The following is a 26289-nucleotide window of genomic DNA, read 5'->3' as shown; positions in this document are numbered from 1 at the left end:
CTACCAGCTTATCCTCAGTGCGGCCTATCAAGTTTCCTTGGTGAGGGCCGATAAGGGCATGTAAGCCGTATCTCCCGAGAGGGGCCGATCTTGTTTCAGCGCCGTTTTTTCCTGCTCAGTCTGCTCGCCTGCCTGCCTTGGTGCATGCCGGCCGCGGCAATCACGTTCCAGACCCGCATGGAAAAAGTGGAGTGGAAGGTCGAGGGCGATAAGTTCGAGTGTCGGTTGATCCAACCCATTGCCGATTTCGGCAGTGGTGAGTTTGTCCGTCGTGCTGGCGAACAGGCCACGTTCCGCCTCAAGGTGCGCGAACGCTGGATGGGGTCGGGCTCTGCGACCTTGCTCGCGGCCGCTGCGCCTTGGCAGCCGGGACGAGGCGATATCAACCTGGGTGCGCTTAAAGTCAGCAGTGGCGAGGTGCCGTTCAACAGCAATGCTGAGCAGGGCGGGCGATTGTTGACGGGCCTTATGGAGGGGCGCAGTCCCGTGGTGCGTCATCGCACCCTGCAAGGCGGCGAGTTGCTGGAAGTGCGCCTGCTACCGATTCGCTTCAACCAGGCCTACAACGAGTACCTGAAGTGCACGGCAGGGCTGTTGCCAGTCAATTTCGAGCAGATCCGCCAGGTGCAGATCGGTTTTCCCGGCGGCGGCTATGCGTTGGACCCCATGGCGCAGGCCAGGCTGGACATCATTCTCGACTTCCTCAAGGAAGACCCCAGCGTCAATCGCATCCAGCTCGACGGCCACTCCGATAACAGTGGCAATCGCCTGACCAATCGGGATCTGTCCCGGCGTCGGGCGGTGGCGGTCGAAGAGTACCTCAAGGCGCAGGGTGTACCCGCCGAGCAGATCATCGTGCGCTTCCATGGCGAGCGTTATCCGCTGGTGAGGAACACGAATGAAGCCAGTCGGGCGAAGAACCGCCGTGTGACGCTGACGCTGTCGCGCGAGCCGGTGCTTGAAGCCGAGCCTGCAGCCCCCGATACGCCTGCCGAGCCTGCAGCTTCCGAGGCCGCGCCGGCTGCCAAAAGCTGACCTGCTTTCCCATTATTTCTGTCGCTTTGTCGCCCGTGACTGTCGCGCCCCTGTAAATCGAGCGTCTCGCTCGGTAGAATCCCCGGTTTTCCGTACAACCCGTGGAGTTGATTGGCATGGCGGACGTTAAGAAGGTAGTTCTGGCCTATTCCGGTGGCCTGGATACCTCGGTGATCCTCAAGTGGCTGCAAGACACCTATAACTGCGAAGTGGTGACCTTCACCGCCGACCTCGGTCAGGGCGAGGAGGTCGAGCCGGCCCGTGCCAAGGCCCAGGCCATGGGCGTCAAGGAGATCTACATCGACGACCTGCGCGAAGAGTTTGTTCGCGACTTCGTCTTCCCGATGTTCCGCGCCAACACCATCTACGAAGGCGAGTACCTGCTGGGTACTTCCATCGCTCGCCCGCTGATCGCCAAGCGCCTGATCGAAATTGCCAACGAGACTGGTGCCGACGCCATCTCCCATGGCGCTACCGGCAAGGGTAACGACCAGGTGCGCTTCGAACTGGGTGCCTACGCGCTGAAGCCGGGCGTGAAAGTGATCGCTCCGTGGCGCGAGTGGGATCTGCTGTCCCGCGAGAAGCTGATGGACTATGCCGAGAAGCACGGCATTCCGATCGAGCGTCACGGCAAGAAGAAGTCGCCGTACTCCATGGACGCCAACCTGCTGCACATCTCCTACGAGGGTGGCGTGCTGGAAGACACCTGGACCGAGCACGAAGAGGACATGTGGAAATGGAGCGTTTCCCCGGAAGCGGCTCCGGACACTCCGACCTACATCGAGCTGACCTACCGCGCCGGTGACATCGTCGCCATCGACGGCAAGGAGATGACTCCGGCCCAGGTACTCACCGAACTGAACCGCATCGGCGGTGCCAACGGTATCGGCCGCCTCGACATCGTCGAGAACCGCTATGTCGGCATGAAGTCTCGTGGCTGCTACGAGACCCCCGGTGGCACCATCATGCTCAAAGGTCACCGCGCCATCGAGTCGATCACCCTGGACCGCGAAGTGGCCCACCTGAAAGATGAGCTGATGCCCAAGTACGCCAGCCTCATCTACACCGGCTACTGGTGGAGCCCTGAGCGTCTGATGCTGCAGCAGATGATCGACGCCTCGCAGACCAATGTGAACGGTGTGGTGCGCCTGAAGCTGTACAAGGGCAACGTCATCGTGGTGGGCCGCAAGTCCGACGACTCGCTGTTCGACGCCAACATCGCCACCTTCGAGGAAGATGGCGGCGCCTACAACCAGGCTGATGCCGCGGGCTTCATCAAGCTCAACGCGCTGCGCATGCGCATCGCCGCCGGCAAGGGCCGCAAGCTGTTCTAAGCGCTTCGTCGCGCCTCAAAAAGCCCGTGCATCTGCGCGGGCTTTTTCATTCTGGCCGCAGGCCCAATGTCGGGCCACACTGATCCTCTCGAAGCAATGCTTGTTGGAGGCCAGAGATGCGCAATTTTTTAGTGGTTCTGTTATTGGGGCTGTTTGGTCTGAATGCCCAGGCGGGTGTGTTAGACCCGGACTGTACGGCAGAGAAAGCCGCCAAGAGCGCGGCGATGAAGGCCACGGTAGGTGTTGGTGGCCGCTGTACGGCTAAGGAGGCGGTAGGCGACAGCCTGGATGTCGATGACAAGAAGGATTCAGTTTCCGACGCCAAGGACAAGGTCGGGGATAAAGTCGATGGCGCTTCCGATCACCTCGAACGTAAGGCGATCAAGAAGGCGGTCACCAATTGAGTGCTTGAAAGTCACTCTAGACGTGGATTTCTAAAGGGCCTGTCAGGCCCTTTTGTTTTGGAGTGAGGAGGCAATATGCGTTTGCTACATACCATGCTGCGTGTCGGCGATATGGACAGATCCATCGCGTTCTATACCGAAGTGCTGGGCATGACCCTCTTGCGTCGCAAGGACTATCCGGATGGCCAGTTCACCCTGGCGTTCGTTGGCTACGGCAACGAGGCTGAGAACAGCGTAATCGAACTGACCCACAACTGGGGCGTGGATCAGTATGAGCTTGGCACGGGTTATGGCCATATCGCCTTGGAGGTGGAAGACGTCTACAAGGCTTGCGAGGACATTCGCTCGCGTGGTGGGCAAATCACTCGTGAGCCGGGGCCGATGAAGCATGGCAACAGCATACTGGCGTTCGTGGCCGATCCTGACGGCTACAAGATCGAACTGCTGTCGCCCCAGCGGGCTGATTGACGTCCGCCACAATGAAAAAGCCCCGCATTTGCGGGGCTTTTACCTGTTTCAGAAGTCGTAGTCGTAGTCGTTCAACTGTTTCTGCAGGCGGCGCTCGTCGAGCAGGTTGTCGATGATGCGGCGCTTGGTCAGGTTGGTCTTGGCCACATCGACGCTGCGTTCAGCGCTGTCGTCGTTGTCGTCATCGACCAGATCGTCTTCGAGTTCGAGATCTTCTTTGTCAGTGCTCATGGCTTCACTCCAGCTTTCGGGGTGCCGATGGCGCTCCTTATAGCGACAAAGCTTGAGGCGGTAAAAAAGATTTTCTCAATCGAAAGCGTGAGCGAATCAATGACTGCTCAATCGTCTGAGGTCTTGGCCTTGTATTCGCACAGGTCTTCGATGCGGCAGGCGCCGCAGCGCGGCTTGCGCGCGGTGCAGACGTAGCGGCCATGCAGGATCAGCCAGTGGTGGGCGTCCAGCAGATAGTCCTTGGGCACGAACTTGAGCAGCTTTTTTTCGACTTCCACCACGTTCTTGCCGGGGGCGATGCCGGTGCGGTTGCTGACGCGGAAGATGTGCGTGTCCACCGCCATGGCCAGCTGGCGGAAGGCGGTGTTGAGCACCACGTTGGCGGTCTTGCGGCCGACGCCGGGCAGGGCTTCCAGGTCTTCGCGGTTGTCCGGCACCTGGCTGCCATGCTTCTCGATAAGGATGCGGCAGGCCTCGATGACGTTCTTCGCCTTGCTGTTGTACAGGCCGATGGTCTTGATGTACTCGGACAGGCCCTCGACGCCAAGGGCGTAGATCGCTTCCGGTGTGTTGGCCACCGGGAACAGCTTGGCCGTGGCCTTGTTGACGCTGACGTCGGTGGCCTGGGCCGATAGGGTCACCGCCACCAGCAGCTCAAAGGGCGTGCTGTAGGCCAGCTCGGTCTTCGGCTCGGGGTTGTCTTCATGCAGGCGGCGGAAGATCTCCAGGCGCTTGGCGGCGTTCATTCGATCACCCCGGTGACCCGCACGCGACGGCTGGTAGCGGGTGCTGCCGGCTCCTCGGCCTTGGCGCGCTCGGCCAGGCGCTCGTCGATGCGGTTCTTCAGCGCGATCAGCAGGCCCAGCACAAGGAAAGCGCCGGGCGGCAGGATGGCCAGCAGGAAGCCCTGGTAGCCAGGGAACAGGGTCAGCTGCCAGTTGGCGGCGATCGGGCCGAACAGCAACTGCATGTTGCTGAACAGCACGCCGGTGCCGAGCAGCTCGCGCACCGCGCCGATGGCCAGCAGTACGCCGCCGAAGCCGATGCCCATCATCAGACCGTCGAAGCTGGCGTGGGCAACACTGTTCTTCGCTGCGAAGGCTTCGGCGCGGCCGAGGATCACGCAGTTGGTGGTGATCAGCGGGATGAAGATGCCGAGGATCTGGTACAGCTCGTAGGTGAAGGCCTGCATCAGCAGCTCGATGCAGGTGGTCAGCGCGGCGATGATCATGACGAAGGCCGGCAGGCGCACGGCGTCGGTGACCTGGCGACGGATCAGTGCCACGGCGGCGTTGGAGCAGGTCAGCACCACGGCGGTGGCGATGGCCATGCCTAGGGCGTTGACCACCGAGTTGCTCACCCCCAGCAGCGGACACAGGCCGAGCAGCTGGACCAGGGCGGGGTTGTTCTTCCACAGGCCGCCTACGGCGATTTCGCGGTAATTAGCCATGGGAAGCCTCCGGGGCCAGCAGCTCGGCCTTGTGCTTGTCGAAATACTGCAGCGCCTTGTGCACGGCCTTGACCACGGCGCGCGGGGTGATAGTGGCGCCGGCGAACTGGTCGAACTGGCCGCCGTCCTTCTTCACCGCCCAGCCGGCTTCGTCGGGCTGGATCAGCGACTTGCCGTCGAAGCCGAGAATCCAGCGGCTCTTGGCTAGCTCGATCTTGTCGCCCAGACCGGGGGTTTCACGGTGATGCAGGGCGCGTACGCCGGCCAGGCGGCCGTCGGCGAGAATGCCCACGAGCAGCTTGATCGAGCCGCTATAGCCGTCCGGCGCGGTGACCTGCAGGATCACCGCGCTGGGCTGGCCGCCGAGGGTGGCCAGATAGGCGGGGGCCGGGTTTCTGTTGCCGAGCAGCTCGTCCTGCACCAGGCGGCTGTTGTCGAGCAGATGGTTGTCGTAGCTGCCGGCCGGCAGGATCTGCGCCAGCGCCTGCACCTGGGCTTCGCGTTCGGCAGCGGCGATGCGCGGCGCGGTGCCTTGCTGAATGGCGGCCACCACGCCGACCGTGGCGATAGCGAACAGGCCCAGCACGATGGCGTTCTTCAGCATGGAGCGGGAGATTTCCGGCAGCACGCTCATTCTCCCAGCTTGAAGCCGCGCTCGGCCTTGCGATGGCCGTAGGTGCGCGGGCGGGTGTAGTAGTCGATGGTTGGCGCGGCCAGGTTCATTAGCAGCACGGCAAAGGCCACGCCGTCGGGGTAGCCGCCCCAGGTGCGGATCACGTAAACCAGGATGCCGACCCCGGCGCCGAAGATGATTCGGCCGAGGTTGCTGGTGGCGCCGCTGACCGGGTCGGTGACGATGAAGAAGGCGCCGAGCATGGTGGCGCCGGTCAGCAGGTGAAACAGCGGCGAGCCGTTGGAGTCCGAGCCCGAGCCGTTCCAGAACAGCAGGCTCATGACGAACAGGGCGCCGAGCATGCCCGCTGGTGCGTGCCAGGTGATGACTTTCTTGTAGATCAGGAACAGGCCGCCGAGCAGGAAGGCCAGGTTGACCCATTCCACCGCCTTGCCGCCGAAGCTGCCGAAGGCCGGGTTCTGCGCCCACAGCTCATCGATGGTCAGGCTCTTGTTGACCTTCAGCGCATCCAGGGCTGTGGCCTGGCTCCAGCCATCCGGCAGGGCGGCCAGGCCGAGAATCTGCTGGATGCCCTCGGCGATTCCGACGCTGTGCGGCGCCGGCCAGCTGGTCATGGGGATGGGGAAGGAGATCAGCACTACCACGTAGCCGAGCATGGCCGGGTTGAACGGGTTCTGCCCCAGGCCGCCATACAGCTGCTTGCCGAAGACGATGGCGAAGCCCACGGCGACCAGGGTCAGCCACCAGGGCGCATAGGGCGGCAGGGCCAGGGCCAGCAGCACGGCGGTGACCAGCGCGCTGCCGTCCTTGAGGAAAAACGCCAGTGGGCGCTTGCGCACAGCGAGGATGGCCGCCTCGCAGGCGATGGCCACCAGGCTGGCCCAGAGCAGGTTGACCAGGGTGCCGACGCCGAACAGCCAGGTCAGCGCCAGTGCGCCTGGCGCGCAGGCGGCTGCGACCAACAGCATGACGCGCTGGGTCTTGTTGGCGCCCCTGGCGTGGGGCGAGGTGATGCGGGGCAGGGCCATCGGCGCTCCGTCGTCGTGTTGCTGTGTGCCGCTAGAGCGGCAAACTCATGTTCGGTAGCCCGGATGCAATCCGGGGTGTTTTGGGCCATTCACCCGGATTGCATCCGGGCTACGGGCTTTGGTGTTCCGCCAGTTTCTGTTCGGCTGCGCTGAGGCGTGTCCTTGCGGCGTCGAGTGCCTCCGCTGATGTGTTCTCATCGCGCTCCAGCTTGCGCAGGTCGGCGCGGGCGAAGGCGACTTCGGTCTTCAACGCCTTGAGCGCGGCGTCGATGCCGGGCTTCTCGGTGCGGACCAAGTCAGGCGCCGGTTTGCCGGAACTGTCTTCGGCGGCATGCAGGGCCTGTTCGGCGGCGGACAGGGCCTGGCGTAGGCGCTCCAGCTCGCTTTCCTCTGCACCAGCTTTCTCGGCCTTCTTCAGCTCGGCGCGCTTCATCGCCAGCTCGACCTTGGCCTTTTTCAGCTCGCTGTCGTCGACAGTCTTGGCGGCAGGCGCTGGCGCGGCGGATTGCAGCTGTTCCAGGGCTTTCTCGGCCTCGGTCAGCTTGGCGCGGGCCTGTTCCAGTTCGGCCTGCTGCTCGGCGCTGGGCGCTTCGAGTTTTTCCAGCTTGCGTAGCTGGGCCTTGAGCATGGCGGCTTCGATCTTGGCTTTCTTCAGCGCGTCGTCGTTAGCCGGTGCGGCGGCAGGGGCTGGCGCGGCGGATTGCAGCTGTTCCAGTGCTTTCTCGGCTTCGGCCAGCTTGCTGCGGGCCTGCTCCAGTTCGGCCTGCTGCTCGGCGCTGGGCGCTTCGAGTTTCTCCAGCTTGCGTAGCTGGGCCTTGAGCATGGCGGCTTCGACCTTGGCTTTTTTCAGCGCGTCGTCGTTGGCTGGCGCTGCTGTGGTCGGAGCTGGTGCGCTGGCCTGGGCGGCTTCGAGAGCCTTCTGCGCGGCCTCGGCGGCGCTGCGCAGTTCGGCGACCTGGGCCTTGAGCTCGTCGGTGTCGTGCTGGGCCAGCTGCTTCTCGGCTTTCTTCAGCGCGACCTGTGCCATGCTGGCTTCGATCTTCAGGCGCTTGAGCTGCTCGTCGGCGGCGCTTGGCGCCGCGCTGGCCGGTGCTGCCGCGGCCTCGGCTTGCGCCGCCTTGGCTTTGGCGGCGCGCTCGGCGCGGGCCACGCGTTCGGCTTCCTTGCGTTCTTCCTCGCGGCGCAGGCGCTCCTGGCGCAGTTCGAAGCGCTGCTTGGAGTGTTCGGCCTTCTGCTGCTTCTGCTCCAGCTCGCGGATTTCGCCCTTGGCGGCGCGGTAGTACTGCACCAGCGGAATGCTGGAGGGGCAGACATAGGCGCAGGCGCCGCATTCGATGCAGTCGAACAGGTTGTGCGCCTTGAGCTGCTCGTGCTGCTGGCCGAGGGCGAAGAAGTGCAACTGCTGCGGCAGCAGGCTGGCCGGGCAGGCCTCGGCGCATTCGCCGCAGCGGATGCAGGGCATGGCCGGTGGCGGCGCGGGCAGCTCGCTGGCAGTGCCAGCCAGCAGGCAGTTGGCGGTCTTGACCACGGGCACATCGAGCGAGGGCAGGGTGAAGCCCATCATCGGGCCTCCCATGACCAGGCGATTGAGTTTGGCTTGATCCAGCCCGGCGAAGGCCAGCAGCTCACCGACCGGCGTGCCGAGCAGGGCCTCGACATTGCCCGGCCGCACCAGGGCTTCGCCGGTCAGGGTGGTGATGCGCGAGATCAGTGGCTTGCCCAGCAGCACGGCATCGTGGATGGCCACGCAGGTGCCGACGTTCTGGCAGAGCATGCCGATATCCGCTGGCAGGCCGCCGCTGGGTACCTCCACGCCGGTGAGGATCTGAATCAGCTGTTTCTCGCCGCCGGACGGGTACTTGGTGGGGAACACCTTGAGGGTATAGCTGCGCTCGCTCAGGGCAGCACGCACGGCAGCGATGGCCTCGGGCTTGTTGTCCTCGATGCCGATCAGCACTTCGTCCGGCTGGATCAGCTGCACCAGGATGTCGATACCGGATACCAGCTCGGCGGCGCGCTCGCGCATCAGCACGTCATCGGCGGTGATATAGGGCTCGCACTCGGTGCCGTTGATGATCAGGGTGTGAATCTTCTGCGTCGGTCGCGCGGTGAGCTTGACCGCGGTGGGGAAGCCGGCGCCGCCGAGGCCGTTGATGCCGGCTTCGCGGATCAGCTCCAGTAGCGCGCTGGACTCCATGTGCCGGTAGTCGGGCTGTGGCGTCAGTTTGATCCATTGGTCCAGGCCGTCGCTGTCGAGCACGATGGCCGGTGCGAGCATGCCGGACACATGCGGGTAGGGCTGCGGGCCGATGAAGCTGACGGTGCCGGAGGTCGGCGCATGCAGCGGCGCGCTGACGAAGCCGATGGCCTCGGCGATCTTCTGGCCCTTGAGCACGCGCTCGCCGACCGCCACGCAGGGCTCGGCAGCGGCGCCGATATGCTGGCCCAGCGGCAGGATCAGGCGCTTGGGCAGCGGTGCCTGTTGGATCGGCGTGCGATTGGACAGCTCCTTGCGCTCGGCCGGGTGGATGCCGCCGGGAATGTCCCAGATGCGTTCGTGGGCACTCATGCGGCTTGCTCCCGGTCACTGGCGATCAACTGGCCGGGGGCCAGCGGCAGCTGCCACTTCCAGCTCTGCACGTTGCTGCCGACTTCCACCATGTCGATGCAGTCCACCGGACACGGCTCGACGCACAGGTCGCAGCCGGTGCATTCGCTGGCGATCACCGTGTGCATCTGCTTGGCCGCACCGACGATGGCGTCCACCGGACAGGCCTGGATGCACTTGGTGCAGCCGATGCACTCGGCCTCGCGGATGACTGCGACCATCTGCGGCTTCTCGCCTTCGACGGCGTCCAGCGGCTCCGGTTCGACGTCGAGCAGGTCGGCCAGGGCCTGGATCGTGGCTTCGCCACCGGGTGGGCATTTGTTGATCTTGTCGCCGCCGGCGATGGCCTCGGCGTAGGGCTTGCAGCCCGGGTAGCCGCACTGGCCGCACTGGGTCTGCGGCAGCAGGGCATTGATCTGTTCGGCGATGGGGTCGCCCTCGACCTTGAAACGCACCGCGGCGAAACCAAGGATGGCGCCGCCGAGCAGGCACAGGCCGAGGATGGCGAGAACCGCGATCAGCACCAGGCTCATAACTTGATCAACCCGGCGAAGCCCATGAACGCCAGGGACATCAGCCCGGCGGTGATCATGCCGATGGAGGCGCCCTGGAATGGCTTGGGCACGTCGGCGATGGCGATGCGCTCACGCATGGCGGCAAACAGCACCAGCACCAGGGAGAAGCCCAGACCGGCGGCGAAACCGTTGGCGGTGGCGGTAATGAAGGTGAACTCGGCTTTGTTGGCGTTGAGCAGGGCCACGCCGAGGACGATGCAGTTGGTGGTGATCAGCGGCAGGAAGATGCCCAGCACGCGGTAGAGCAGGGGACTGGTCTTGTTCACCACCATCTCGGTGAACTGCACGGTGACGGCGATCACCAGGATGAAGCTGATGGTGCGCAGGAACTCCAGGCCCAGGGGTTCCAGCACGTATTCCTGCACCAGGTAGCTGCACATGGCGGCCAGGGTGAGGACGAAGGTGGTGGCCAGCGACAGGCCGATGGCGGTCTCGATCTTCTTCGACACGCCCATGAACGGGCACAGGCCGAGGAACTGCACCAGCACGAAATTGTTGACCAGGATGGCACTGACCATGATCAAGGCGAGTTCGGTCATCGAGACGTCCGTCTTGGGGCAAAGGCCGTAGAAAAAGGGCGGCTATTATCGGAAAGCGCGCCATTGCAAACAAGCCGGCATAAGCCGGCTTGTTGTCCATCGATAAGCCTAGACGGCTTATTTGACCCGCTGGCCCGGCTTGGCGCCGCTGTCCGGGCTGAGCAGGTAGATTTCCTCGCCGCCCGGGCCGGCGGCCAGAACCATGCCTTCGCTGATGCCAAACTTCATCTTGCGCGGGGCCAGGTTGGCCACGTACAGGGTCAGGCGGCCTTCCAGCTTGCTTGGGTCCGGGTAGGCGGACTTGATGCCGGAGAACACGTTGCGCTTCTCGTCGCCGATATCCAGCGACAGGCGCAGCAGCTTGTCGGCACCCTCGACAAATTCGCACTTCTCGATCAGGGCGATGCGCAGATCGACGGCGGCAAAAGCATCGAAGTTGATCTCGGCGGCCAGCGGGTCCTTGGTCAGCTCGCCATTGCCTTGCGGCTTGGGCGCTTCGGCGGCGAGGTCTTCTTTGGAGGCTTCGGTCATGGCTTCGATCTTCGCGGGTTCAATACGGGTCAGCAGCGGGTTGAACGGGTTGAGCTGGTGATTGGCCAGCGGGGTGGCCAGATCATTCCAGGTCAGCGGGGCGACGTTGAGGAAGGCCTCGGCATCGGCCGCCAGCTTCGGCAGCACCGGCTTGAGCATGATCACCAGCTGGCGGAACAGGTTGACGCCCAGGGCGCAGAGTTCCTGAACCTCGGCCTGCTTGCCCTCGACCTTGTTCAGCGCCCACGGCGCCTTGTCGGCGATCCAGGCATTGGCGCGGTCGGCCAGGGCCATGATTTCGCGCATGGCGCGGGAGAAATCGCGGGCTTCATAAGCGTCGGCGATGCTCGGCGCGGCGGCCTGGAAGGCGGCCCACAGCTCTGGCTCGGGGTTGGCATCGACCAGCACGCCGGCGTTGCCTTTGTGGATGAAGCCGGCGCAGCGGCTGGCAATGTTGACGACCTTGCCGACCAGGTCGGAGTTGACCTTCTGCACGAAATCTTCGAGGTTCAGGTCCAGATCGTCCACGCCGCGGCCGAGCTTGGAGGCGTAGTAGTAGCGCAGGTATTCCGGGTTCAGGTGATCCAGGTAGGTGCGTGCCTTGATGAAGGTGCCGCGCGATTTGGACATCTTCTGGCCGTTGACTGTCAGGTAGCCGTGCACGTTGACCGCGGTCGGCTTGCGGTAGCCGGCGCCTTCGAGCATGGCCGGCCAGAACAGGGCGTGGAAGTTGACGATGTCCTTGCCGATGAAGTGGTACAGCTCGGTCGTCGAGTCCTTGTTCCAGAACGCGTCGAAGTCCAGCTCCGGGCGCTTGCTGCACAGGTTCTTGAAGCTGGCCATATAGCCGATCGGCGCGTCCAGCCAGACGTAGAAGTACTTGCCCGGCTCGTCCGGTATCTCGAAGCCGAAGTAGGGCGCGTCGCGAGAGATGTCCCATTCCTGCAGGCCGCCATCGAGCCATTCGGCGATCTTGTTGGCCACGGCGTCCTGCAGGGTGCCGGAGCGGGTCCATTCTTTCAGCATGGCCTCGAAGTCGGGCAGCTTGAAGAAGAAGTGCTTGGAGTCCTTGAGCACCGGCACGGCACCGGAGATGGCTGAGCGCGGGTTCTTCAGCTCGGTCGGCGCGTAGGTGGCGCCGCATTTCTCGCAGTTGTCGCCGTATTGATCCTCGGCCGCGCATTTCGGGCAGGTGCCCTTGATGAAGCGGTCGGCAAGGAACATGCCTTTCTCGGGATCGAAATACTGGGTCACCGAGCGGGTGGCTATATGCCCGGCGTCGCGCAGCTTGAGGTAGATGGCGGCGGACAGCTCGCGATTCTCTTCCGAGTGGGTCGAGTGGTAGTTGTCGAAGTCGACGCCGAAGTCGGCGAAGTCGGCCATGTGCTCGGCACGCACGCCGTCGATCAGCTGTTCGGCGGTGATGCCCTCTTTCTCGGCGCGCAGCATGATGGCCGAGCCGTGGGCATCGTCGGCGCAGACGTAGATGGCCTGGTGGCCGCGCAGTTTCTGGAAGCGCACCCACATGTCGGTCTGGATGTATTCGAGCATATGGCCGAGGTGGATCGAGCCGTTGGCGTAGGGCAGAGCGCTGGTAACGAGAATCTTGCGGGCTTCGGACATGGGAATCGGGCCATCGGGTGTTTCGAAGGAAGTCCGCCACTATATAGGCGCGGCGGTTTTTTTTCATCCGCGCCGGCCGCGCAGCGGGGTAAGATGCCGGCCTGTTTTACCCAGACTTCGGAGTTGTTCCATGAGCCTTGTGACCCGCGAAGCGGTCGAAGCCCGCCTGCGTCAGTTCACCGACCCGCATCTGAACCAGGACCCGGTCAGCGCCGGTTGCCTGCGTGAAGTCGATATCCAGGGTGACAAGGTCACCGTGCGCCTGGAGCTGGGCTATGCGGCCGATCTGTTCAAGAGCGGCTGGGCGCAGATGCTGCAGATGGCCCTGGAAAACCTCGATGGCGTGGCGTCGGCCAAGGTGCAGGTTGATGTGGTGATCGAGCCGCACAAGGCGCAGGAACAGGTGCCGGCGCTGGCCAATGTGAAGAACATCATCGCCGTGGCCTCCGGCAAGGGTGGGGTGGGCAAGTCCACCACCGCGGCCAACCTGGCCCTGGCGCTGGCTCGTGAAGGCGCCCGCGTCGGTATTCTCGACGCCGATATCTACGGCCCCAGCCAGGGCATCATGTTCGGCATCGCCGAAGGCACCCGGCCCAAGGTGCGTGACCAGAAGTACTTCGTACCCATCGAGGCCCATGGCGTGCAGGTGATGTCCATGGCCTTCCTCACCGACGACAACACCCCGGTGGTGTGGCGCGGGCCGATGGTTTCCGGCGCCTTGCTACAGCTGGTGACCCAGACCGCCTGGGACGATCTCGATTACCTGGTTATCGACATGCCGCCGGGCACCGGTGACATCCAGCTGACCCTGGCGCAGAAGGTGCCGGTGGCCGGCTCTGTCGTCGTCACCACCCCGCAGGACCTGGCTCTGCTTGACGCCAAGAAGGGCGTGGAGATGTTCCGCAAGGTCAATATTCCGGTGCTCGGCGTGGTCGAAAACATGGCCGTGCACATCTGCTCCAACTGCGGCCACAGTGAGCACCTGTTCGGCGAGGGCGGTGGCGAGAAGCTGGCGGCCCAGTACGGTGTCGACCTGCTGGCCTCGCTGCCGCTGTCGATGGCCATCCGCATGCAGGCCGACGGCGGCAAGCCGACCGTGGTGGCCGACACCGAGAGCCAGCTGGCGATGATCTATCAGGAAATGGCCCGCTGCGTGGGCGCGCGTATTTCCCAGGCCGGGCTCGGTGTGCAGGCGATGCCGACCATCGAGATCAGCGACGACTGACGACCAGGCTGCGCGTCGGCCAGGCGTTGTTGGCAAAAGACCTCGGGCTGCTCATTTACTGCAGTAAACTCCGCGCCCTCGGTCCTTTGCCGCCTAGCCTGGCTCTAGCTCCCCGGGTCGTGGATTTATTGAGGGGCCTTTGAACCGCACCCTGCCTCCCGGTAAGATGCGCGATCATTTTTCAACCACCAGCTTCAGGACGCCCGCCATGAGCATCAAATCGGACAAGTGGATTCGCCGCATGGCCCAGGAACACGGGATGATCGAGCCCTTCGTCGAGCGCCAGATCCGTGGCGCCGACGACAGCCGGGTGATCTCCTACGGCGTTTCCAGCTACGGCTACGACGTGCGCTGCGCTGCCGAATTCAAGGTGTTCACCAATATCCACTCGGCGGTGGTCGACCCGAAGAACTTCGACGAGAAGAGCTTCGTCGACATCAACAGCGATGTCTGCATCATCCCGCCGAACTCCTTCGCCCTGGCCCGCACTGTCGAGTACTTCCGCATTCCGCGTGACGTGCTGACCATCTGCCTGGGCAAGAGCACCTACGCGCGCTGCGGCATCATCGTCAACGTCACCCCGCTGGAGCCGGAGTGGGAGGGCCACGTGACCCTGGAGTTCTCCAACACCACCAACCTGCCGGCGAAGATCTATGCCCACGAGGGTGTGGCGCAGATGCTGTTCCTGCAGTCCGACGAAGCCTGCGAAGTGTCTTATCGCGACCGTGGCGGCAAGTACCAGGGCCAGACCGGCGTTACCCTGCCGAAAGCCTGATCGCGGTTCAGATCTGAAAAGGCCATCCCTCTCTTGGGGGATGGCCTTTTTCTTTGGGCGAGGTTAAAGCGCGTGCTTAGAGCCGGCGCTTGTTGTTCTGGTGATCCTCGCAGGTCATGAAGCCCTTGCCTTTGACCAGACCGTCGCTGCCGAAGTTGACGTAGTAGGGCTGCTGCTTGCCTTCCTCGGTCAGGATGTAGTTGTTGCAGGTGCCCGGCTCGACGGTGTTTTGGACTTCCGAGGAGGGCGGGCCGGCAATGGTGAGCACGTCTTCCTTGGTCATGCCGTCGCGCACGTTCTGCACCAGCGGCTCTTCGCTGTAGATCACGTAGTCAACGGGGTTTTCCATGGTCGAGCAGGCGGCGAGGGTGCCCATCAGCGCCAGTACTGCGAGTCTGTGCGTATACATGTGGTAGCTCCGTGGCATGAGCCGGATCGGCTCCGTAAGCCTTCGAGCACGACGCTGATGCAGGAGTTCGATGTTTTTAGTCGAGCAGACGGCCTACCGCGGCCAGAGCAGCAGCTTCGCGCTCGCGCCAATCCCCGCCGATCTCCAGCCAGTGCCGGCTGTGCTGCTGTAACCAGGCCTGGCAACTGTGGTGAAAGTGCAGGCGCTCGGCCAGATCCGGCTGGCAGCGTTGGCCATCGTCATCCCACGCTACGCCTTCCGGCGACAGCAGCAGGTGCAGGTCGTAATGGCGCTGTTGCAGTGCGGGTTCCAACCAGTCAGGGCAGGTGCCGAACAGGGTGCGGCTCCAGAGGATATTGCTCAGCAGGTGGGTATCGAGGATCAGCAGTTCGGGCGCCCGGGCGCGGGCGGCGTCTTCCCATTCGAGCTGGCCACGGGCGATGGCGGGGATATCGGCCAGGCAGGTGTCACGCTGCTCGCGGTCGATAAAGTGGCGCACATATTCGCCCACCACCAGGCCGCCGAAGCGCCGCTGCAGGCGTTCGGCGAGGAAGGTCTTGCCGCTCGACTCGGGGCCGGTCAGCACCACGACCTTCATGCGTTCGCCGTCCGCGAGGCCCGCCATTCGCGCAGGCCGAGCAGGGCCAGGGCGATGAATACGCCGTACAGGCCGGCGGTCAGCCAGTAGCTCTGGAAGGCGAAGAAGGCGACATAGAGCACGTCGACCACGACCCACAGCAGCCAGCACTGCCAGCGCTTGAGCGCCATCCACAGCTGGGCGAGCAGGCTGAAGGCGGTGAGCTGGGCATCCATCCAGGGATAGGCAGCCTCGGTCAGGCTGGACATGGTCAGTCCCAGGGCCAGGCCAACGCATGCCGCAGCACTCAGGCCGACGCTGATTTCCAGGCGCGTGGCCGAGCTGACCGGGCGTTGGCCGCTGTCGTCCACGCCCTGGTTCCACTGCCACCAGCCATACAGCTGCATGGCGGCGAACACGCCGTGCAGCAGCACCAGCGAGTAGAGCTTGGCATCGAAGAAGAACCAGGCATAAAGCAGCACCATGACCAGGCCGATGGGCCAGCACAGCTTGTTCTGCCGCACGGTGAGCCACACGGAGGTGATGCCAAGGGCGGAGGCGATGATTTCAATAGGAGACATTCAACGGCTCAGAATGGTATTTCGTCGTCGAAGGAGTCATAGGAAGGTGCCGTTGATGGAGCGGTCTTATTTCTGACTACTAGGGAGTCTTTGTTCTTGTGGATCCATTGAATTCCAAGGTTTGTTATGAAGTAGGCCTTGTACTCTTCTCCGTTGTATGAGTGGTCTACTCGAAGTTCTTCGGTAATTAGCCCTTTCTCTATAAGGCTGGTAACTCCAAGAGGAAGTGCTATTTCAGTGAATCCTAAGCTCTTTAGACTATTTCCTAGCTGCCAGTGGCTGATGCAGCCATCTGCAGTTGGCCAGAACTCAAATGTTGAAGATAAGATCGCAACTTCGTAGTCTTCTAGGTCGGTCTGTGCTTCGGCGCCTTCTTTTAGAAGTTTTGTTGCGCCTGTTCGTGCAGACGATGCAAGCTCATTTTGAATCCATTTAATTATGCTTTGTTCTAGTTCTTCGAATCCGCTTTTTGAATCAGTACGATAGAAGATTATTGGTCTGTGTTGGATGTCGAAAAGGCAGTCTTGAACGCTTGGACTTGTCGCAAAGAATTACTGTGGGTCTGTTGAGTGCTAGAGCGTAGCCCAACTCTAGCCAGACATTGGGGTTATCTTCGCTAACTTCGGCTATGCATATTGATGCAAGCTCTATAGCGCTTTCGATCTTCTCAATTATGGGATTCAAGCCGAGAATTTCATCGGCTCTTTGAGGCTCCACACCTGCTTTTATGAGGGCGGGTTTTATTGTCTCGCTATATCTGCGGTCATAGGTGCCGCTGTCGAAGGCCTGGATAACAAAACAAGTAGGTTGTGCAGTCCTATCAGTCATCTGTAATGGCCTTCTTTGAAGCGAGTAAGAGATTTATCTACTTGCAACGTGTACAGAGTCAGTCGTCGTAACCCAGGTTCGGCGCCAGCCAGCGTTCGGTCACGGACAGTTCCTGACCCTTGCGCTTGCTGTACTGCTCGACCTGGTCCTGATCGACCTTGCCGACGGCGAAGTATTGCGCCTCGGGGTGGGCGAAGTACCAGCCGGACACTGCCGCCGCCGGGAACATGGCGTAGTGCTCGGTGAGGAATACACCGCTCTTGCCAGCCTGGTTGTAGTCGGCCTCGGGGTCGAGCAGCTTGAATAGGGTGGCCTTCTCGGTGTGGTCCGGGCAGGCCGGGTAGCCTGGCGCGGGGCGGATGCCGACGTACTGCTCGCGGATCAGCGCCTCGTTGTCCAGGGTCTCGTCCTTGGCATAGCCCCAGTAGTCCTTGCGCACGCGCTCGTGCAGCCACTCGGCGCAGGCCTCGGCCAGGCGATCGGCGAGGGCCTTGACCATGATCGAGCTGTAGTCGTCGCCCTTGGCCTCGTAGGCCTTGGCCACTTCCTCGGCGCCGATGCCGGCGGTGGTGATAAAGCCGCCGACGTAGTCGGTCTTGCCGCTTTCCTTGGGCGCGACGAAGTCGGCCAGCGACAGGTTTGGCTTGCTGTCCGCCTTGATGGTCTGCTGGCGCAGGTGGTGCAGGGTGGCCAGGGGTTTGCCGTCGTCGCCGTAGACTTCGATGTCGTCGTGGCGCACCTGGTTGGCCGGCCAGAAGCCGAAGACGGCGCGGGCCTTGATCAGCTTCTCGTCGATCAGCTTGTTGAGCATCGCCTGGGCATCGTTGAACAGGCTGGTGGCGGCCTCGCCGACGATCTCGTCGGTGAGGATGCGCGGGTACTTGCCGGCCAGGTCCCAGGAGATGAAGAACGGCGTCCAGTCGATGTACTCGGCCAGTTCGCGCAGGTCGATGTCGTCCAGCACCTGCGCGCCGGTGAAGCTCGGCTTGGGCGCCACGTAGCCGGACCAGTCGAAGTCCAGCTTGTTGGCGATGGCTTCGGCATACGACAGGCGCTCGGTGCGCGAGGCGCGGGCGGCGGTACGTTCGCGCACCACTACGTATTCGTCGCGGGTCTTCTGCACGAAGTCCGCTTTGAGTTCTTTCGACAGCAGCTGGGTGGCCACGCCCACGGCGCGCGAGGCGTCGGTAACGTAGACCACCGCGTCGTTGCTGTACTGCGGTTCGATCTTCACCGCGGTGTGTGCCTTGGATGTGGTGGCGCCGCCGATCATCAGCGGCAGGGTAAAGCCCTGACGCTGCATCTCCTTGGCCACGTGCACCATCTCGTCCAGCGACGGCGTGATCAGCCCGGACAGGCCGATGATGTCGCACTTTTCCTCGATGGCGGTCTTGAGAATCTTCTCCGCCGGCACCATCACGCCCAGATCGACGATGTCGTAGCCGTTGCAACCCAGCACCACGCCGACGATGTTTTTGCCGATGTCGTGCACGTCGCCCTTCACGGTGGCCATGAGGATCTTGCCCTTGGCTTCCGGCTTGTCGCCTTTTTCCGCCTCGATGAAGGGGATCAGGTGGGCCACGGCCTGTTTCATCACGCGGGCGGACTTGACCACCTGGGGGAGGAACATCTTGCCCGAGCCGAACAGGTCGCCGACCACGTTCATGCCGCTCATCAGCGGGCCTTCGATCACCTCGATGGGGCGCGCGCACTGCTGGCGGCACTCCTCGGTGTCTTCGACGATGAAGGCGGTGATGCCCTTGACCAGCGCGTGTTCCAGGCGCTTGGCTACCGGGTAGCTACGCCATTCCTCGTCCTCGGCCTCTTTGACGGCGCCACCACCCCGGTAGTTGTCGGCGATGGCCAGCAGGGCGTCGGTGCCACCCGGCGTGCGGTTGAGCACCACGTCCTCGACCTTGTCGCGCAGCTCCTTGGGAATCTCGTCGTAGATCTCCAGCTGGCCGGCGTTGACGATGCCCATGGAGAGACCGTTCTGGATGGCGTAGTAGAGGAACACCGAGTGGATCGCTTCGCGGACCGGGTTGTTGCCACGGAACGAGAAGGACACGTTGGACACGCCACCGGACGACAGCGCGTAGGGCAACTCGTCACGGATGAAGGCGCAGGCCTCGATAAAGTCCACCGCGTAGTTGTTGTGTTCCTCGATGCCGGTGGCCACGGCGAAGATGTTCGGGTCGAAGATGATGTCTTCCGGCGGGAAGCCCACTTCGTTGACCAGGATGTCGTAGGAACGCTTACAGATTTCCTTCTTGCGCGCGGCGGTGTCGGCCTGGCCGACTTCGTCGAAGGCCATCACCACCACGGCGGCGCCGTAGCGCTTGCACAGCTTGGCGTGGTGCTTGAATTGCTCGACGCCTTCCTTCATGGAGATCGAGTTGACGATGCCCTTGCCCTGGATGCACTTGAGGCCGGCCTCGATCACTTCCCACTTGGAGGAGTCGATCATGATCGGCACGCGCGAGATGTCCGGCTCGGAGGCGATCAGGTTGAGGAACTTCACCATGGCCGCCTGGGAGTCGAGCATCCCTTCGTCCATGTTGATGTCGATCACCTGGGCGCCGGCTTCCACCTGCTGCAGGGCGACTTCCAAGGCTTCGGTGTAGTTTTCCTCGCGGATCAGGCGGGCGAACTTGGCGCTACCGGTGATGTTGGTGCGCTCGCCGACGTTCACGAACAGCGAGTTGCGGTCGATGGTGAACGGCTCCAGGCCGGACAGGCGGCAGGCCTTGGGGATGTCCGGGATTGCGCGCGGCGGGTACTTGGCCACGGCCTCGGCGATCGCCTGGATATGCGGCGGGGTGGTGCCGCAGCAGCCGCCGATGATGTTCAAGAGGCCCGATGCGGCGAATTCTTCGACCACCTCGGCCATCTGCGCCGGGGTTTCATCGTATTCGCCGAAGGCGTTGGGCAGGCCGGCGTTGGGGTGGGCGGACACATGAGTGCCGGCCTTGGCCGAAAGCTCCGCCAGGTACGGGCGCAGTTCCTTGGCGCCGAGGGCGCAGTTGAGGCCCACGGAGATCGGCTTGGCATGCGCCACCGAGTTCCAGAAGGCCTCGGTGGTCTGGCCGGACAGGGTACGGCCGGAGGCGTCGGTGATGGTGCCGGAGATCATGATCGGCAGCTCGACGTTGTCCTCGTCGAACACCTGTTGCACGGCGAAGATCGCCGCCTTGGCGTTGAGGGTGTCGAAGATGGTCTCGATCAGGATCAGGTCGGCGCCGCCCTCGATCAGGCCGCGAGTGGCCTCCGTGTAGTTCTCCACCAGTTCGTCGAAGGTGACGTTGCGGAAACCGGGATCGTTGACGTCCGGGGAGATCGAGCAGGTGCGGCTGGTCGGGCCGAGCACGCCGGCAACGAAGCGCGGACGGTCCGGGGTTTCCAGACTCTTGGCATCGGCTACCTGGCGGGCGACACGGGCGCCGGCCACGTTCAGCTCGTAGGTCAGTTCTTCCATGCCGTAGTCGGCCTGGGACACGCGGGTGGCGTTGAAGGTGTTGGTTTCCAGGATGTCGGCGCCGGCATCCAGGTAGGCCTTCTCGATCTCGGCGATGATCTGCGGCTGGGTCAGCAGCAGCAGGTCGTTGTTGCCCTTGACGTCGCTCGGCCAGTCGGCGAAGCGCTCGCCACGGTAGTGCTCTTCCTCCAGCTTGTAGCTCTGGATCATGGTGCCCATGCCGCCGTCGAGGATCAGGATGCGTTCTTTCAGGGCTTGCTGAAGGGCCTGGAGGCGGGCGCTGCGGTCGGACATGGGGACTACCTGGGTTGAGCATGTAGAAAGGGCGCGAATAATAGCAAAGCTGCAAGCCTTTCAGACGTTTGCGGTCTGTGCATGAAAATGGCTCATATTGGGCCCTTTCGCTGTCATAGCCTTACAATGCCCCGTCGTTGCATAAGGACTTTGCCATGCCCCGTCGTTTCCTCGCCCCGTTGACGCTGCTGTGTGCGCCGTTGTTCGCTGCCGAGCCGGTCTCTTACACTCGTGACGTTCAGCCGATCCTGACCGACAAGTGCGTGGCCTGCCATGCCTGCTATGACTCGCCTTGTCAGCTCAACCTGGGCAGTGGTGAAGGTGTGCTGCGCGGCGCCAGCAAGGCGCCGGTGTACGACGGTACGCGCACCCAGGCGCAGCCGACCACGCAGTTGTTCATGGATGCCCATGGCGAAGCGGCCTGGCGCAACAAGGGCTTTTTCTCCGTGCTGGAGCCGCAGGCCGGGCAGGCTGCGCTGCTGGCGCGCATGCTTGAGCTGGGGCGCAGCAATCCACCGGCCGCCAACGCCAAGTTGCCGGATGAGCTGGACATCGATATCGCTCGCGAAAACCAGTGCCCGTTGCCCGGTGAGTTCGACGCCTACGCCAGGAAGTTCGCCCACGCCGGCATGCCCTTTGCCGTCGCCGGCCTCAGCGACACCGAATACGCCACCCTGCAGCGCTGGCTGCAACAGGGCGCTGCGGTGGACGAGCAGGCGCTGCAGCCGTCGCCCGCTGAGCAGAGGCAAGTGGCTGACTGGGAGACCTTTCTCAATGCGCCTGGCTCGCGGGAGAGCCTGGTCAATCGCTGGCTGTATGAGCATCTGTTCCTTGCTCATCTGTACTTCGAGGGTGGCGAGGCAGGGCACTTCTTCCAGCTGGTGCGCTCGCGTACGCCCAGCGGCCAGCCGGTCGATCCGATTGCCACGCGCCGGCCCAACGACGATCCGGGCAGCGACTTCTATTACCGCCTGCGGCCGATCCAGGGCGTGATCGTGCACAAGACGCACATCACCTATCCGCTCAGTGCGCAGAAGCTCAAGCGTACCCGCGAGCTGTTCTACGCCAGTGACTGGACGGCGGACGCCGTGCCCGGTTACGGCGCCCAGCGCCGCGCCAACCCCTTCGAGACCTTCCAGGCCATTCCGGCAAAGGCGCGCTACCAGTTCATGCTGGATAACGCCGAATACTTCGTGCGCACCTTCATCCGAGGCCCGGTGTGCCGTGGGCAAATCGCCACCGACGTGATCCGCGACAATTTCTGGGCGCTGTTCCAGGACCCCCAGCACGACCTCTACATCACCGATGCCGAGTACCGCGCCCAGGCCACGCCGCTGCTGGCCATGCCCGGGCAGTTCGACGATATCGGCGATCTGCTGGGCCTGTGGACTTCCTACCGCGACAAGCGCAACGAGTACGAGGATCTGCGCCGCGAGACCTATGCGCAGGCGCCGCTGCCGGGCTGGTCGACGCTGTGGAGCGGCAACGACAACGCGCTACTGTCGATCTTCCGCCACCACGACAGCGCCATGGTGCGCAAAGGCCTGATCGGCGAGGTGCCGCAGACCTTGTGGCTGATGGACTACCCGCTGCTGGAGCGCACCTACTATCAGTTGGTGGTCAATTTCGATGTCTACGGCAACGTGTCGCATCAGGCGCAGACGCGTTTGTATTTCGACCTGATCCGCAACGGCGCCGAACTGAACTTCCTGCGCCTGTTGCCGGCGGACTCGCGTCAGGCCTACCTGGACGACTGGTATCAGAACAGCGGCAAGCTGAAGATGTGGCTGGACTACACCGAGGCCGACTTCGACACGCCGAGCGGCATCGACCTGCCGGAGCAGGGCGCCAAGGGGGCCTTTGCCCAGGTGCTGCTGGCACGCTATGCCAGCCTCAATGCACGGCCCGATCCGATCAATCGCTGCAGGGATGCCGAGTGCCATCGGGCGGATTTGCCGAGCGACCTGGCGAATGCCGAGCAGGCGCTTAGCCGGCTGAGCAGTCGCCCGGCCAGCGGTTTCAAGGTGGTCGAGCAGCTGCCTGAAGCTACCCTGCTGCGCGTCGAGCGAGCCGATGGCCGGCGCGAGGTCTACAGCCTGCTGCGCAACCGTGCGCACAGCAACGTGGCCTTCATGACGGGCGAGTCGCTGCGCTACCAGCCTGGCCTGGACACCCTGACGGTCTATCCGGGTGTGCTCACCAGCTACCCGAACTTCATGTTCAGCCTCAGGGCCGACGAGGTGCCGGCATTCGTCGCGGCGATGGAACGGGTGCGTGACCAGGCTGCCTTCGACAAGGTTGTGGAGCGCTGGGGCATTCGCCGCAGTCATCCGGAATTCTGGCGCTACTTCCACGATCTGTCGGCCTATATCCGCGAAACCGAGCCGGTGGAGGCGGGTGTGCTGGACATGAACCGCTATCGCAATCTATGAGGCGGGCGAAGGTGGGAAATATTCCTACTAAAATGCTAGGACTTTATCCCGCCCAGCCGATTGGCGTACACTGGCGGCACGTTTGCGAGGAGTTGCCATGAGCGCCATCACCATTACCGACGCGGCCCACGATTACCTGGCTGATCTGCTGAGCAAGCAGAGCACAGCGGGCATCGGCATTCGCGTCTTTATCACCCAGCCGGGTACGCCTTACGCGGAAACCTGCATCGCCTACTGCAAGCCGGGTGAGCAGAAGCCGGAAGACACCGCCCTGGGCCTGGCCAAGTTCACCGCCTGGATCGATGCCGTCAGCGAGCCTTTCCTGGAAGACGCCGTCGTCGACTACGCCACCGACCGCATGGGCGGCCAACTGACCATCAAGGCGCCGAACGCCAAGGTGCCGATGGTCAACGAGGACAGCCCGCTCAACGAGCGCATCAACTATTACCTGCAGACCGAAATCAATCCGGGTCTGGCCAGCCATGGCGGCCAGGTGAGCCTGGTCGACGTGGTCGAGGAAGGCATTGCCGTGCTGCGTTTCGGCGGTGGTTGCCAGGGCTGCGGCCAGGCCGACTACACCCTCAAGGAAGGCATCGAGAAAACCCTGCTGGAGCGTATTCCCGAACTCAAGGGCGTGCGCGATGTGACCGACCACAGCAACCGCGAGAACGCCTACTACTGAGTTCTCTGCGATTGATGAAAAAGGCGCCTTTGGGCGCCTTTTTGTTGTCTGCAAAAACTACTTGGTTTGCTCGGGCCCTCAGGCCGGCTGCAACTGGCGCCGGCTCTGGCTCAGGGCCAGAAGGGCGATGGCCAAAAGGGGCAACATGGCCAGGTTCAACGGATTCCAGCCCAGGCCACTGATCAGCGCTCCGGAAGCGAAGGATGCGCAGGTGGCCACCGCGCCGTTGCCCAGTTCCATCAGGCCCTGGGCCTGGCCACGCTCATCCGGTGCATGGCCTTCACCGAGCAGGGTCGTGCCGGCGACCAGCATCAGGTTCCAGCCCATGCCCAGCAGCAGGGACGAGATCAGGAAATGCATCTGCAACTGGCCGGCCAGGGCAATGATGGCGCTGGCGACCAGCAGACCGATGCCGAGCAAGGCCACGCGGCGCGCGCCCAGGCGATCGACCAGCGGTCCGGCAACGAAGGCCGGCAGGAACATGCCGACCATGTGCCAGCGGATCACTTCGGCGCCGGCCTCCAGGGACAGTCCGCAGAAGCTCATGGCCAGCGGTGTGGCGTTCATCACCAGGATCATCAGCCCGTGGCCGATTGCCGTGGTGGCGATGGCGGCGCGTACCACCGGACGGCTTAGCAGGAGGCGCATGTTCGCCAGACCTCCCCGGCTGGCCGGCGGCAGGGCGCCCTGGCGCAGGCCGGCCAACAGTGGCAGGGCCAGTGCGGCAAGGGCGGCGAGGGCCAGGTAGGCGCCGACAAAGGGCGTCGCCAGCGCATTGCGTGCCCACAGGGTCAGTTCCGGTGCCAGCAGGGCGGCCAGCAGCCCGCCGCCGATCACCCAGGCAGTGGCGCGCCCCTTGTGCGCCTCGTCCACCGCCTCCAGAGCGGCGAAACGGTAATACATGGCCGAGGCCTGATACACGCCAAGGGGCAGGGCGCCCAGGCAGAACAGCCAGAAATCGGCCAGCCACACGCCGAGCGCGCTGAGCAGGCCGCCGCCAATACCAGCCGTGGCGCCCAGCAGCAAACCGGCGCGACGCCCGTGGCGTTGCATGAAACTCGACAGTGGCTGGGTGGCGAGCAGGTAACCGAGCACCAGTAATGCCAGTGGCAGGCTGGCCAGGGCATTGACGGGGGCGATTTGCAGGCCGACCAGGGTGGTCAGCGTCACGCCAATCAGGGTGCAGCTCCAGTACAGGGCCTGGGCCAGGAACAGGCGCAGCAGGGCCGGATTGTTCAGCAACAGCATGATGATGTCCTCAGGCGCAGCCGGCCGGTTTATGGATGCGTGCATGTGAAGCCGGGTGGCGGGCCAGTGCCACGACCGGGCGGATGGGGCGGCGTACCAGCTCGCCCGCGCAGTTCGGGCAACGGCCGTGCAGCTTGTGCTCGGCGCAGTCGCGGCAGAAGGTGCACTCGAACGAGCAGATCATCGCGTCCGGCGAGTCGGCGGGCAGGTCGCGGTCGCAGCATTCGCAGCCGGGGCGCAGTTGCAGCATGGTGGTTCTCCTTGGCGCGGTATCTGAGATAAATCAGGCGAAGCGCTCGGCGTAATCCTGCGGGCTGACCGACAGGTGCTTGTGAAAGGTGCGGCGCAGGTTTTCCGGGTGGCGAAAGCCGGTCAGGCGCGCCACCGTGCCGATCGAGGCGCCACTGCCTTGCAGCAGGTTGCGAGCGGCCTCCAGGCGCAGCTGCTCGACATAGCGGCCCGGGCCTGTGCCCAGCTCCTGAACGAACAGGCGCGACAGGCTGCGGCTGGACAGGTTGGCGCGCTGGGCCAGGGCCTCCAGCGACAGATCGGCGGCGAGGTTCTGGGCGATCCATTCCAGCAGCCCCAGCAGTCGCGGCGTGCAGTTGGCGTCCGGGGCGAGCAGGGCGCTGAACTGGGCCTGCCCGCCTGGGCGGCGCAGAAACATCACCAGGCGCCGGGCCACGGCCAGCGCCAGCGGGCGGCCGAGATCGGCTTCCACCAATGCCAGGGCCAGGTCGATGCCGGCGGTGACTCCGGCCGAGGTGAAGACATGGGCATCGCCATCCTGGCCTTCGGGGTCGTAGGTGTGCAGGCGATCGCCGTCCACCTCGATGCTGTTGTGGGCGCGCAAAGCCGCGACATCGGCCCAGTGGGTAGTGGCGCGGCGGCCATCGAGCAGCCCGGCGGCGGCCAGGATCAGGGCGCCGGAGCACACCGAGCCGAGGCGACGGACCTGGGGCTCGGCACTGCGCAGCCAGGTCAGCAGCGGCTGGTTGGCAGACTGCGCGGCCTCGCCGAGGCCGCCCGGAATCAGCAGGGTATCCAGCTCTGCAGGGGCACATTCAGCCCAGGCCTGTTCGGCGACCAGCTGAAAACCGGCTGAGGTCGCCACGGGGCCGGCCTGCTCGGCCAGCACGCGCAACTGATATGCAATGGGCAGCCCCTGGCGCTGGCATTCGACATTGGCCGAGGCGAATACCTGCAGGGGGCCGGTGACATCCAGGCTCATGACGTCGGGGTAGATCAGGCAGGCGATGGTGCGCATAAACATTCTCCAGAGCGTGGAGACAGTCTGCGCTCA

At 63.7% G+C, this 26289-nt stretch carries 25 protein-coding genes; 8 read left to right on the top strand and 17 right to left on the bottom strand.

The window, feature by feature from the left end:
• The first annotated feature begins 144 nt into the window (after positions 1-144).
• From P7A97_RS05395 to gloA, 4 genes are all read left to right on the top strand, one after another.
• Positions 145-1035, top strand: coding sequence for an OmpA family protein (locus tag P7A97_RS05395; RefSeq protein WP_277689016.1), 891 nt, complete (start codon positions 145-147; stop codon positions 1033-1035).
• Between the two features lie 116 nt (positions 1036-1151).
• Positions 1152-2369 carry an argininosuccinate synthase gene (locus P7A97_RS05390; RefSeq protein WP_277688918.1) on the top strand — a complete coding sequence of 406 codons (1218 nt, stop codon included), beginning with the start codon at positions 1152-1154 and terminating at the stop codon, positions 2367-2369.
• Between the two features lie 116 nt (positions 2370-2485).
• Positions 2486-2773 (top strand): hypothetical protein, encoded by a 288-nt coding sequence (locus tag P7A97_RS05385; protein WP_277688917.1) that lies wholly within the window; start codon positions 2486-2488, stop codon positions 2771-2773.
• Between the two features lie 75 nt (positions 2774-2848).
• Entirely contained in the window at positions 2849-3241 is a 393-nt protein-coding gene (gloA, locus tag P7A97_RS05380) for a lactoylglutathione lyase (protein ID WP_277688916.1), read from the top strand.
• 48 nt (positions 3242-3289) lie between these two features.
• Here the strand turns inward: gloA and P7A97_RS05375 are convergent, their stop codons facing one another.
• The 9 genes from P7A97_RS05375 to metG form a co-directional block, all read right to left on the bottom strand.
• On the bottom strand, positions 3290-3472 hold the full coding sequence (locus P7A97_RS05375; RefSeq protein ID WP_277688915.1) for a hypothetical protein: 183 nt from the start codon (positions 3470-3472) through the stop codon (positions 3290-3292).
• A 107-nt stretch (positions 3473-3579) separates the two neighbouring features.
• Positions 3580-4218: an endonuclease III gene (nth, locus tag P7A97_RS05370; protein ID WP_003245598.1), complete on the bottom strand. Its 639-nt coding sequence runs from the start codon at positions 4216-4218 to the stop codon at positions 3580-3582.
• On the bottom strand, positions 4215-4922 hold the full coding sequence (locus tag P7A97_RS05365) for an electron transport complex subunit E (RefSeq protein ID WP_277688914.1): 708 nt from the start codon (positions 4920-4922) through the stop codon (positions 4215-4217). Before P7A97_RS05365 ends, nth begins: the two co-directional genes overlap by 4 nt.
• On the bottom strand, positions 4915-5550 hold the full coding sequence (rsxG, locus tag P7A97_RS05360; RefSeq protein ID WP_277689015.1) for an electron transport complex subunit RsxG: 636 nt from the start codon (positions 5548-5550) through the stop codon (positions 4915-4917). The genes P7A97_RS05365 and rsxG overlap by 8 nt, the downstream gene beginning before the upstream one ends.
• 2 nt (positions 5551-5552) lie before the next feature.
• Positions 5553-6584 carry an RnfABCDGE type electron transport complex subunit D gene (locus tag P7A97_RS05355; RefSeq protein WP_277688913.1) on the bottom strand — a complete coding sequence of 344 codons (1032 nt, stop codon included), beginning with the start codon at positions 6582-6584 and terminating at the stop codon, positions 5553-5555.
• Positions 6585-6693: 109 nt separating this feature from the next.
• Positions 6694-9153: an electron transport complex subunit RsxC gene (gene rsxC / locus P7A97_RS05350; protein ID WP_277688912.1), complete on the bottom strand. Its 2460-nt coding sequence runs from the start codon at positions 9151-9153 to the stop codon at positions 6694-6696.
• Positions 9150-9725 (bottom strand): electron transport complex subunit RsxB, encoded by a 576-nt coding sequence (rsxB, locus tag P7A97_RS05345; protein ID WP_277688911.1) that lies wholly within the window; start codon positions 9723-9725, stop codon positions 9150-9152. The genes rsxC and rsxB overlap by 4 nt, the downstream gene beginning before the upstream one ends.
• The gene (gene rsxA, locus P7A97_RS05340) at positions 9722-10306 is read right to left on the bottom strand and encodes an electron transport complex subunit RsxA (RefSeq protein WP_068826236.1); all 585 of its coding nucleotides are present in this window, start codon (positions 10304-10306) and stop codon (positions 9722-9724) included. Before rsxA ends, rsxB begins: the two co-directional genes overlap by 4 nt.
• A gap of 117 nt (positions 10307-10423) precedes the next feature.
• A complete protein-coding gene (metG, locus tag P7A97_RS05335) occupies positions 10424-12460 on the bottom strand; it encodes a methionine--tRNA ligase (RefSeq protein WP_277688910.1) in 2037 nt (678 codons plus the stop codon).
• 130 nt (positions 12461-12590) lie between these two features.
• On the opposite strand from metG, the gene apbC reads away from it, so the two are divergent.
• On the top strand, positions 12591-13685 hold the full coding sequence (apbC, locus tag P7A97_RS05330) for an iron-sulfur cluster carrier protein ApbC (protein WP_277688909.1): 1095 nt from the start codon (positions 12591-12593) through the stop codon (positions 13683-13685).
• A gap of 208 nt (positions 13686-13893) precedes the next feature.
• Entirely contained in the window at positions 13894-14460 is a 567-nt protein-coding gene (dcd, locus tag P7A97_RS05325) for a dCTP deaminase (RefSeq protein ID WP_017521037.1), read from the top strand.
• Positions 14461-14536: 76 nt separating this feature from the next.
• Here dcd and osmE read toward each other — a convergent pair whose 3' ends face one another.
• From osmE to metH, 5 genes are all read right to left on the bottom strand, one after another.
• On the bottom strand, positions 14537-14869 hold the full coding sequence (gene osmE, locus P7A97_RS05320; RefSeq protein ID WP_277688908.1) for an osmotically-inducible lipoprotein OsmE: 333 nt from the start codon (positions 14867-14869) through the stop codon (positions 14537-14539).
• A gap of 76 nt (positions 14870-14945) precedes the next feature.
• The gene (locus P7A97_RS05315; RefSeq protein ID WP_277688907.1) at positions 14946-15467 is read right to left on the bottom strand and encodes an AAA family ATPase; all 522 of its coding nucleotides are present in this window, start codon (positions 15465-15467) and stop codon (positions 14946-14948) included.
• The gene (gene pnuC, locus P7A97_RS05310; protein WP_277688906.1) at positions 15464-16027 is read right to left on the bottom strand and encodes a nicotinamide riboside transporter PnuC; all 564 of its coding nucleotides are present in this window, start codon (positions 16025-16027) and stop codon (positions 15464-15466) included. Before pnuC ends, P7A97_RS05315 begins: the two co-directional genes overlap by 4 nt.
• A 474-nt stretch (positions 16028-16501) precedes the next feature.
• Positions 16502-16855: a hypothetical protein gene (locus P7A97_RS05305; RefSeq protein ID WP_277688905.1), complete on the bottom strand. Its 354-nt coding sequence runs from the start codon at positions 16853-16855 to the stop codon at positions 16502-16504.
• A 58-nt stretch (positions 16856-16913) separates the two neighbouring features.
• Positions 16914-20624: a methionine synthase gene (gene metH / locus P7A97_RS05300; protein WP_277688904.1), complete on the bottom strand. Its 3711-nt coding sequence runs from the start codon at positions 20622-20624 to the stop codon at positions 16914-16916.
• A 155-nt stretch (positions 20625-20779) separates the two neighbouring features.
• Here metH and P7A97_RS05295 point away from each other — a divergent pair, with 155 nt between their 5' ends.
• Entirely contained in the window at positions 20780-23056 is a 2277-nt protein-coding gene (locus tag P7A97_RS05295; protein ID WP_277688903.1) for a fatty acid cis/trans isomerase, read from the top strand.
• A gap of 97 nt (positions 23057-23153) precedes the next feature.
• On the top strand, positions 23154-23738 hold the full coding sequence (gene nfuA / locus P7A97_RS05290; protein WP_277688902.1) for a Fe-S biogenesis protein NfuA: 585 nt from the start codon (positions 23154-23156) through the stop codon (positions 23736-23738).
• A gap of 78 nt (positions 23739-23816) precedes the next feature.
• Here the strand turns inward: nfuA and P7A97_RS05285 are convergent, their stop codons facing one another.
• The 3 genes from P7A97_RS05285 to P7A97_RS05275 are packed head-to-tail and all read right to left on the bottom strand — an operon-like array spanning position 23817 to position 26253.
• Positions 23817-24983, bottom strand: coding sequence for an MFS transporter (locus P7A97_RS05285; protein WP_277689014.1), 1167 nt, complete (start codon positions 24981-24983; stop codon positions 23817-23819).
• 13 nt (positions 24984-24996) lie between these two features.
• Positions 24997-25236 (bottom strand): DUF1272 domain-containing protein, encoded by a 240-nt coding sequence (locus P7A97_RS05280; RefSeq protein WP_277688901.1) that lies wholly within the window; start codon positions 25234-25236, stop codon positions 24997-24999.
• Between the two features lie 33 nt (positions 25237-25269).
• Positions 25270-26253, bottom strand: coding sequence for a DJ-1/PfpI family protein (locus P7A97_RS05275; RefSeq protein WP_277688900.1), 984 nt, complete (start codon positions 26251-26253; stop codon positions 25270-25272).
• Between the last annotated feature and the right edge of the window lie 36 nt (positions 26254-26289).

The sequence above is a fragment of the Pseudomonas sp. GOM6 genome (genome assembly GCF_029537485.1).
Lineage (GTDB): Bacteria > Pseudomonadota > Gammaproteobacteria > Pseudomonadales > Pseudomonadaceae > Aquipseudomonas.
This window is presented reverse-complemented; position numbering and strand designations above follow the sequence as displayed.

Bases quoted from the DNA above. Each gene is read 5' to 3' on its own strand.
- P7A97_RS05395 (WP_277689016.1), top strand. From the start codon at position 145: ATGCCGGCCGCGGCAATCACGTTCCAGACCCGCATGGAAAAAGTGGAG.
- P7A97_RS05390 (WP_277688918.1), top strand. From the start codon at position 1,152: ATGGCGGACGTTAAGAAGGTAGTTCTGGCCTATTCCGGTGGCCTGGAT.
- P7A97_RS05385 (WP_277688917.1), top strand. From the start codon at position 2,486: ATGCGCAATTTTTTAGTGGTTCTGTTATTGGGGCTGTTTGGTCTGAAT.
- gloA (WP_277688916.1), top strand. From the start codon at position 2,849: ATGCGTTTGCTACATACCATGCTGCGTGTCGGCGATATGGACAGATCC.
- P7A97_RS05375 (WP_277688915.1), bottom strand. From the start codon at position 3,472: ATGAGCACTGACAAAGAAGATCTCGAACTCGAAGACGATCTGGTCGAT.
- nth (WP_003245598.1), bottom strand. From the start codon at position 4,218: ATGAACGCCGCCAAGCGCCTGGAGATCTTCCGCCGCCTGCATGAAGAC.
- P7A97_RS05365 (WP_277688914.1), bottom strand. From the start codon at position 4,922: ATGGCTAATTACCGCGAAATCGCCGTAGGCGGCCTGTGGAAGAACAAC.
- P7A97_RS05355 (WP_277688913.1), bottom strand. From the start codon at position 6,584: ATGGCCCTGCCCCGCATCACCTCGCCCCACGCCAGGGGCGCCAACAAG.
- rsxC (WP_277688912.1), bottom strand. From the start codon at position 9,153: ATGAGTGCCCACGAACGCATCTGGGACATTCCCGGCGGCATCCACCCG.
- rsxB (WP_277688911.1), bottom strand. From the start codon at position 9,725: ATGAGCCTGGTGCTGATCGCGGTTCTCGCCATCCTCGGCCTGTGCCTG.
- rsxA (WP_068826236.1), bottom strand. From the start codon at position 10,306: ATGACCGAACTCGCCTTGATCATGGTCAGTGCCATCCTGGTCAACAAT.
- metG (WP_277688910.1), bottom strand. From the start codon at position 12,460: ATGTCCGAAGCCCGCAAGATTCTCGTTACCAGCGCTCTGCCCTACGCC.
- apbC (WP_277688909.1), top strand. From the start codon at position 12,591: ATGAGCCTTGTGACCCGCGAAGCGGTCGAAGCCCGCCTGCGTCAGTTC.
- dcd (WP_017521037.1), top strand. From the start codon at position 13,894: ATGAGCATCAAATCGGACAAGTGGATTCGCCGCATGGCCCAGGAACAC.
- osmE (WP_277688908.1), bottom strand. From the start codon at position 14,869: ATGTATACGCACAGACTCGCAGTACTGGCGCTGATGGGCACCCTCGCC.
- P7A97_RS05315 (WP_277688907.1), bottom strand. From the start codon at position 15,467: ATGAAGGTCGTGGTGCTGACCGGCCCCGAGTCGAGCGGCAAGACCTTC.
- pnuC (WP_277688906.1), bottom strand. From the start codon at position 16,027: ATGTCTCCTATTGAAATCATCGCCTCCGCCCTTGGCATCACCTCCGTG.
- P7A97_RS05305 (WP_277688905.1), bottom strand. From the start codon at position 16,855: ATGACTGATAGGACTGCACAACCTACTTGTTTTGTTATCCAGGCCTTC.
- metH (WP_277688904.1), bottom strand. From the start codon at position 20,624: ATGTCCGACCGCAGCGCCCGCCTCCAGGCCCTTCAGCAAGCCCTGAAA.
- P7A97_RS05295 (WP_277688903.1), top strand. From the start codon at position 20,780: ATGCCCCGTCGTTTCCTCGCCCCGTTGACGCTGCTGTGTGCGCCGTTG.
- nfuA (WP_277688902.1), top strand. From the start codon at position 23,154: ATGAGCGCCATCACCATTACCGACGCGGCCCACGATTACCTGGCTGAT.
- P7A97_RS05280 (WP_277688901.1), bottom strand. From the start codon at position 25,236: ATGCTGCAACTGCGCCCCGGCTGCGAATGCTGCGACCGCGACCTGCCC.
- P7A97_RS05275 (WP_277688900.1), bottom strand. From the start codon at position 26,253: ATGCGCACCATCGCCTGCCTGATCTACCCCGACGTCATGAGCCTGGAT.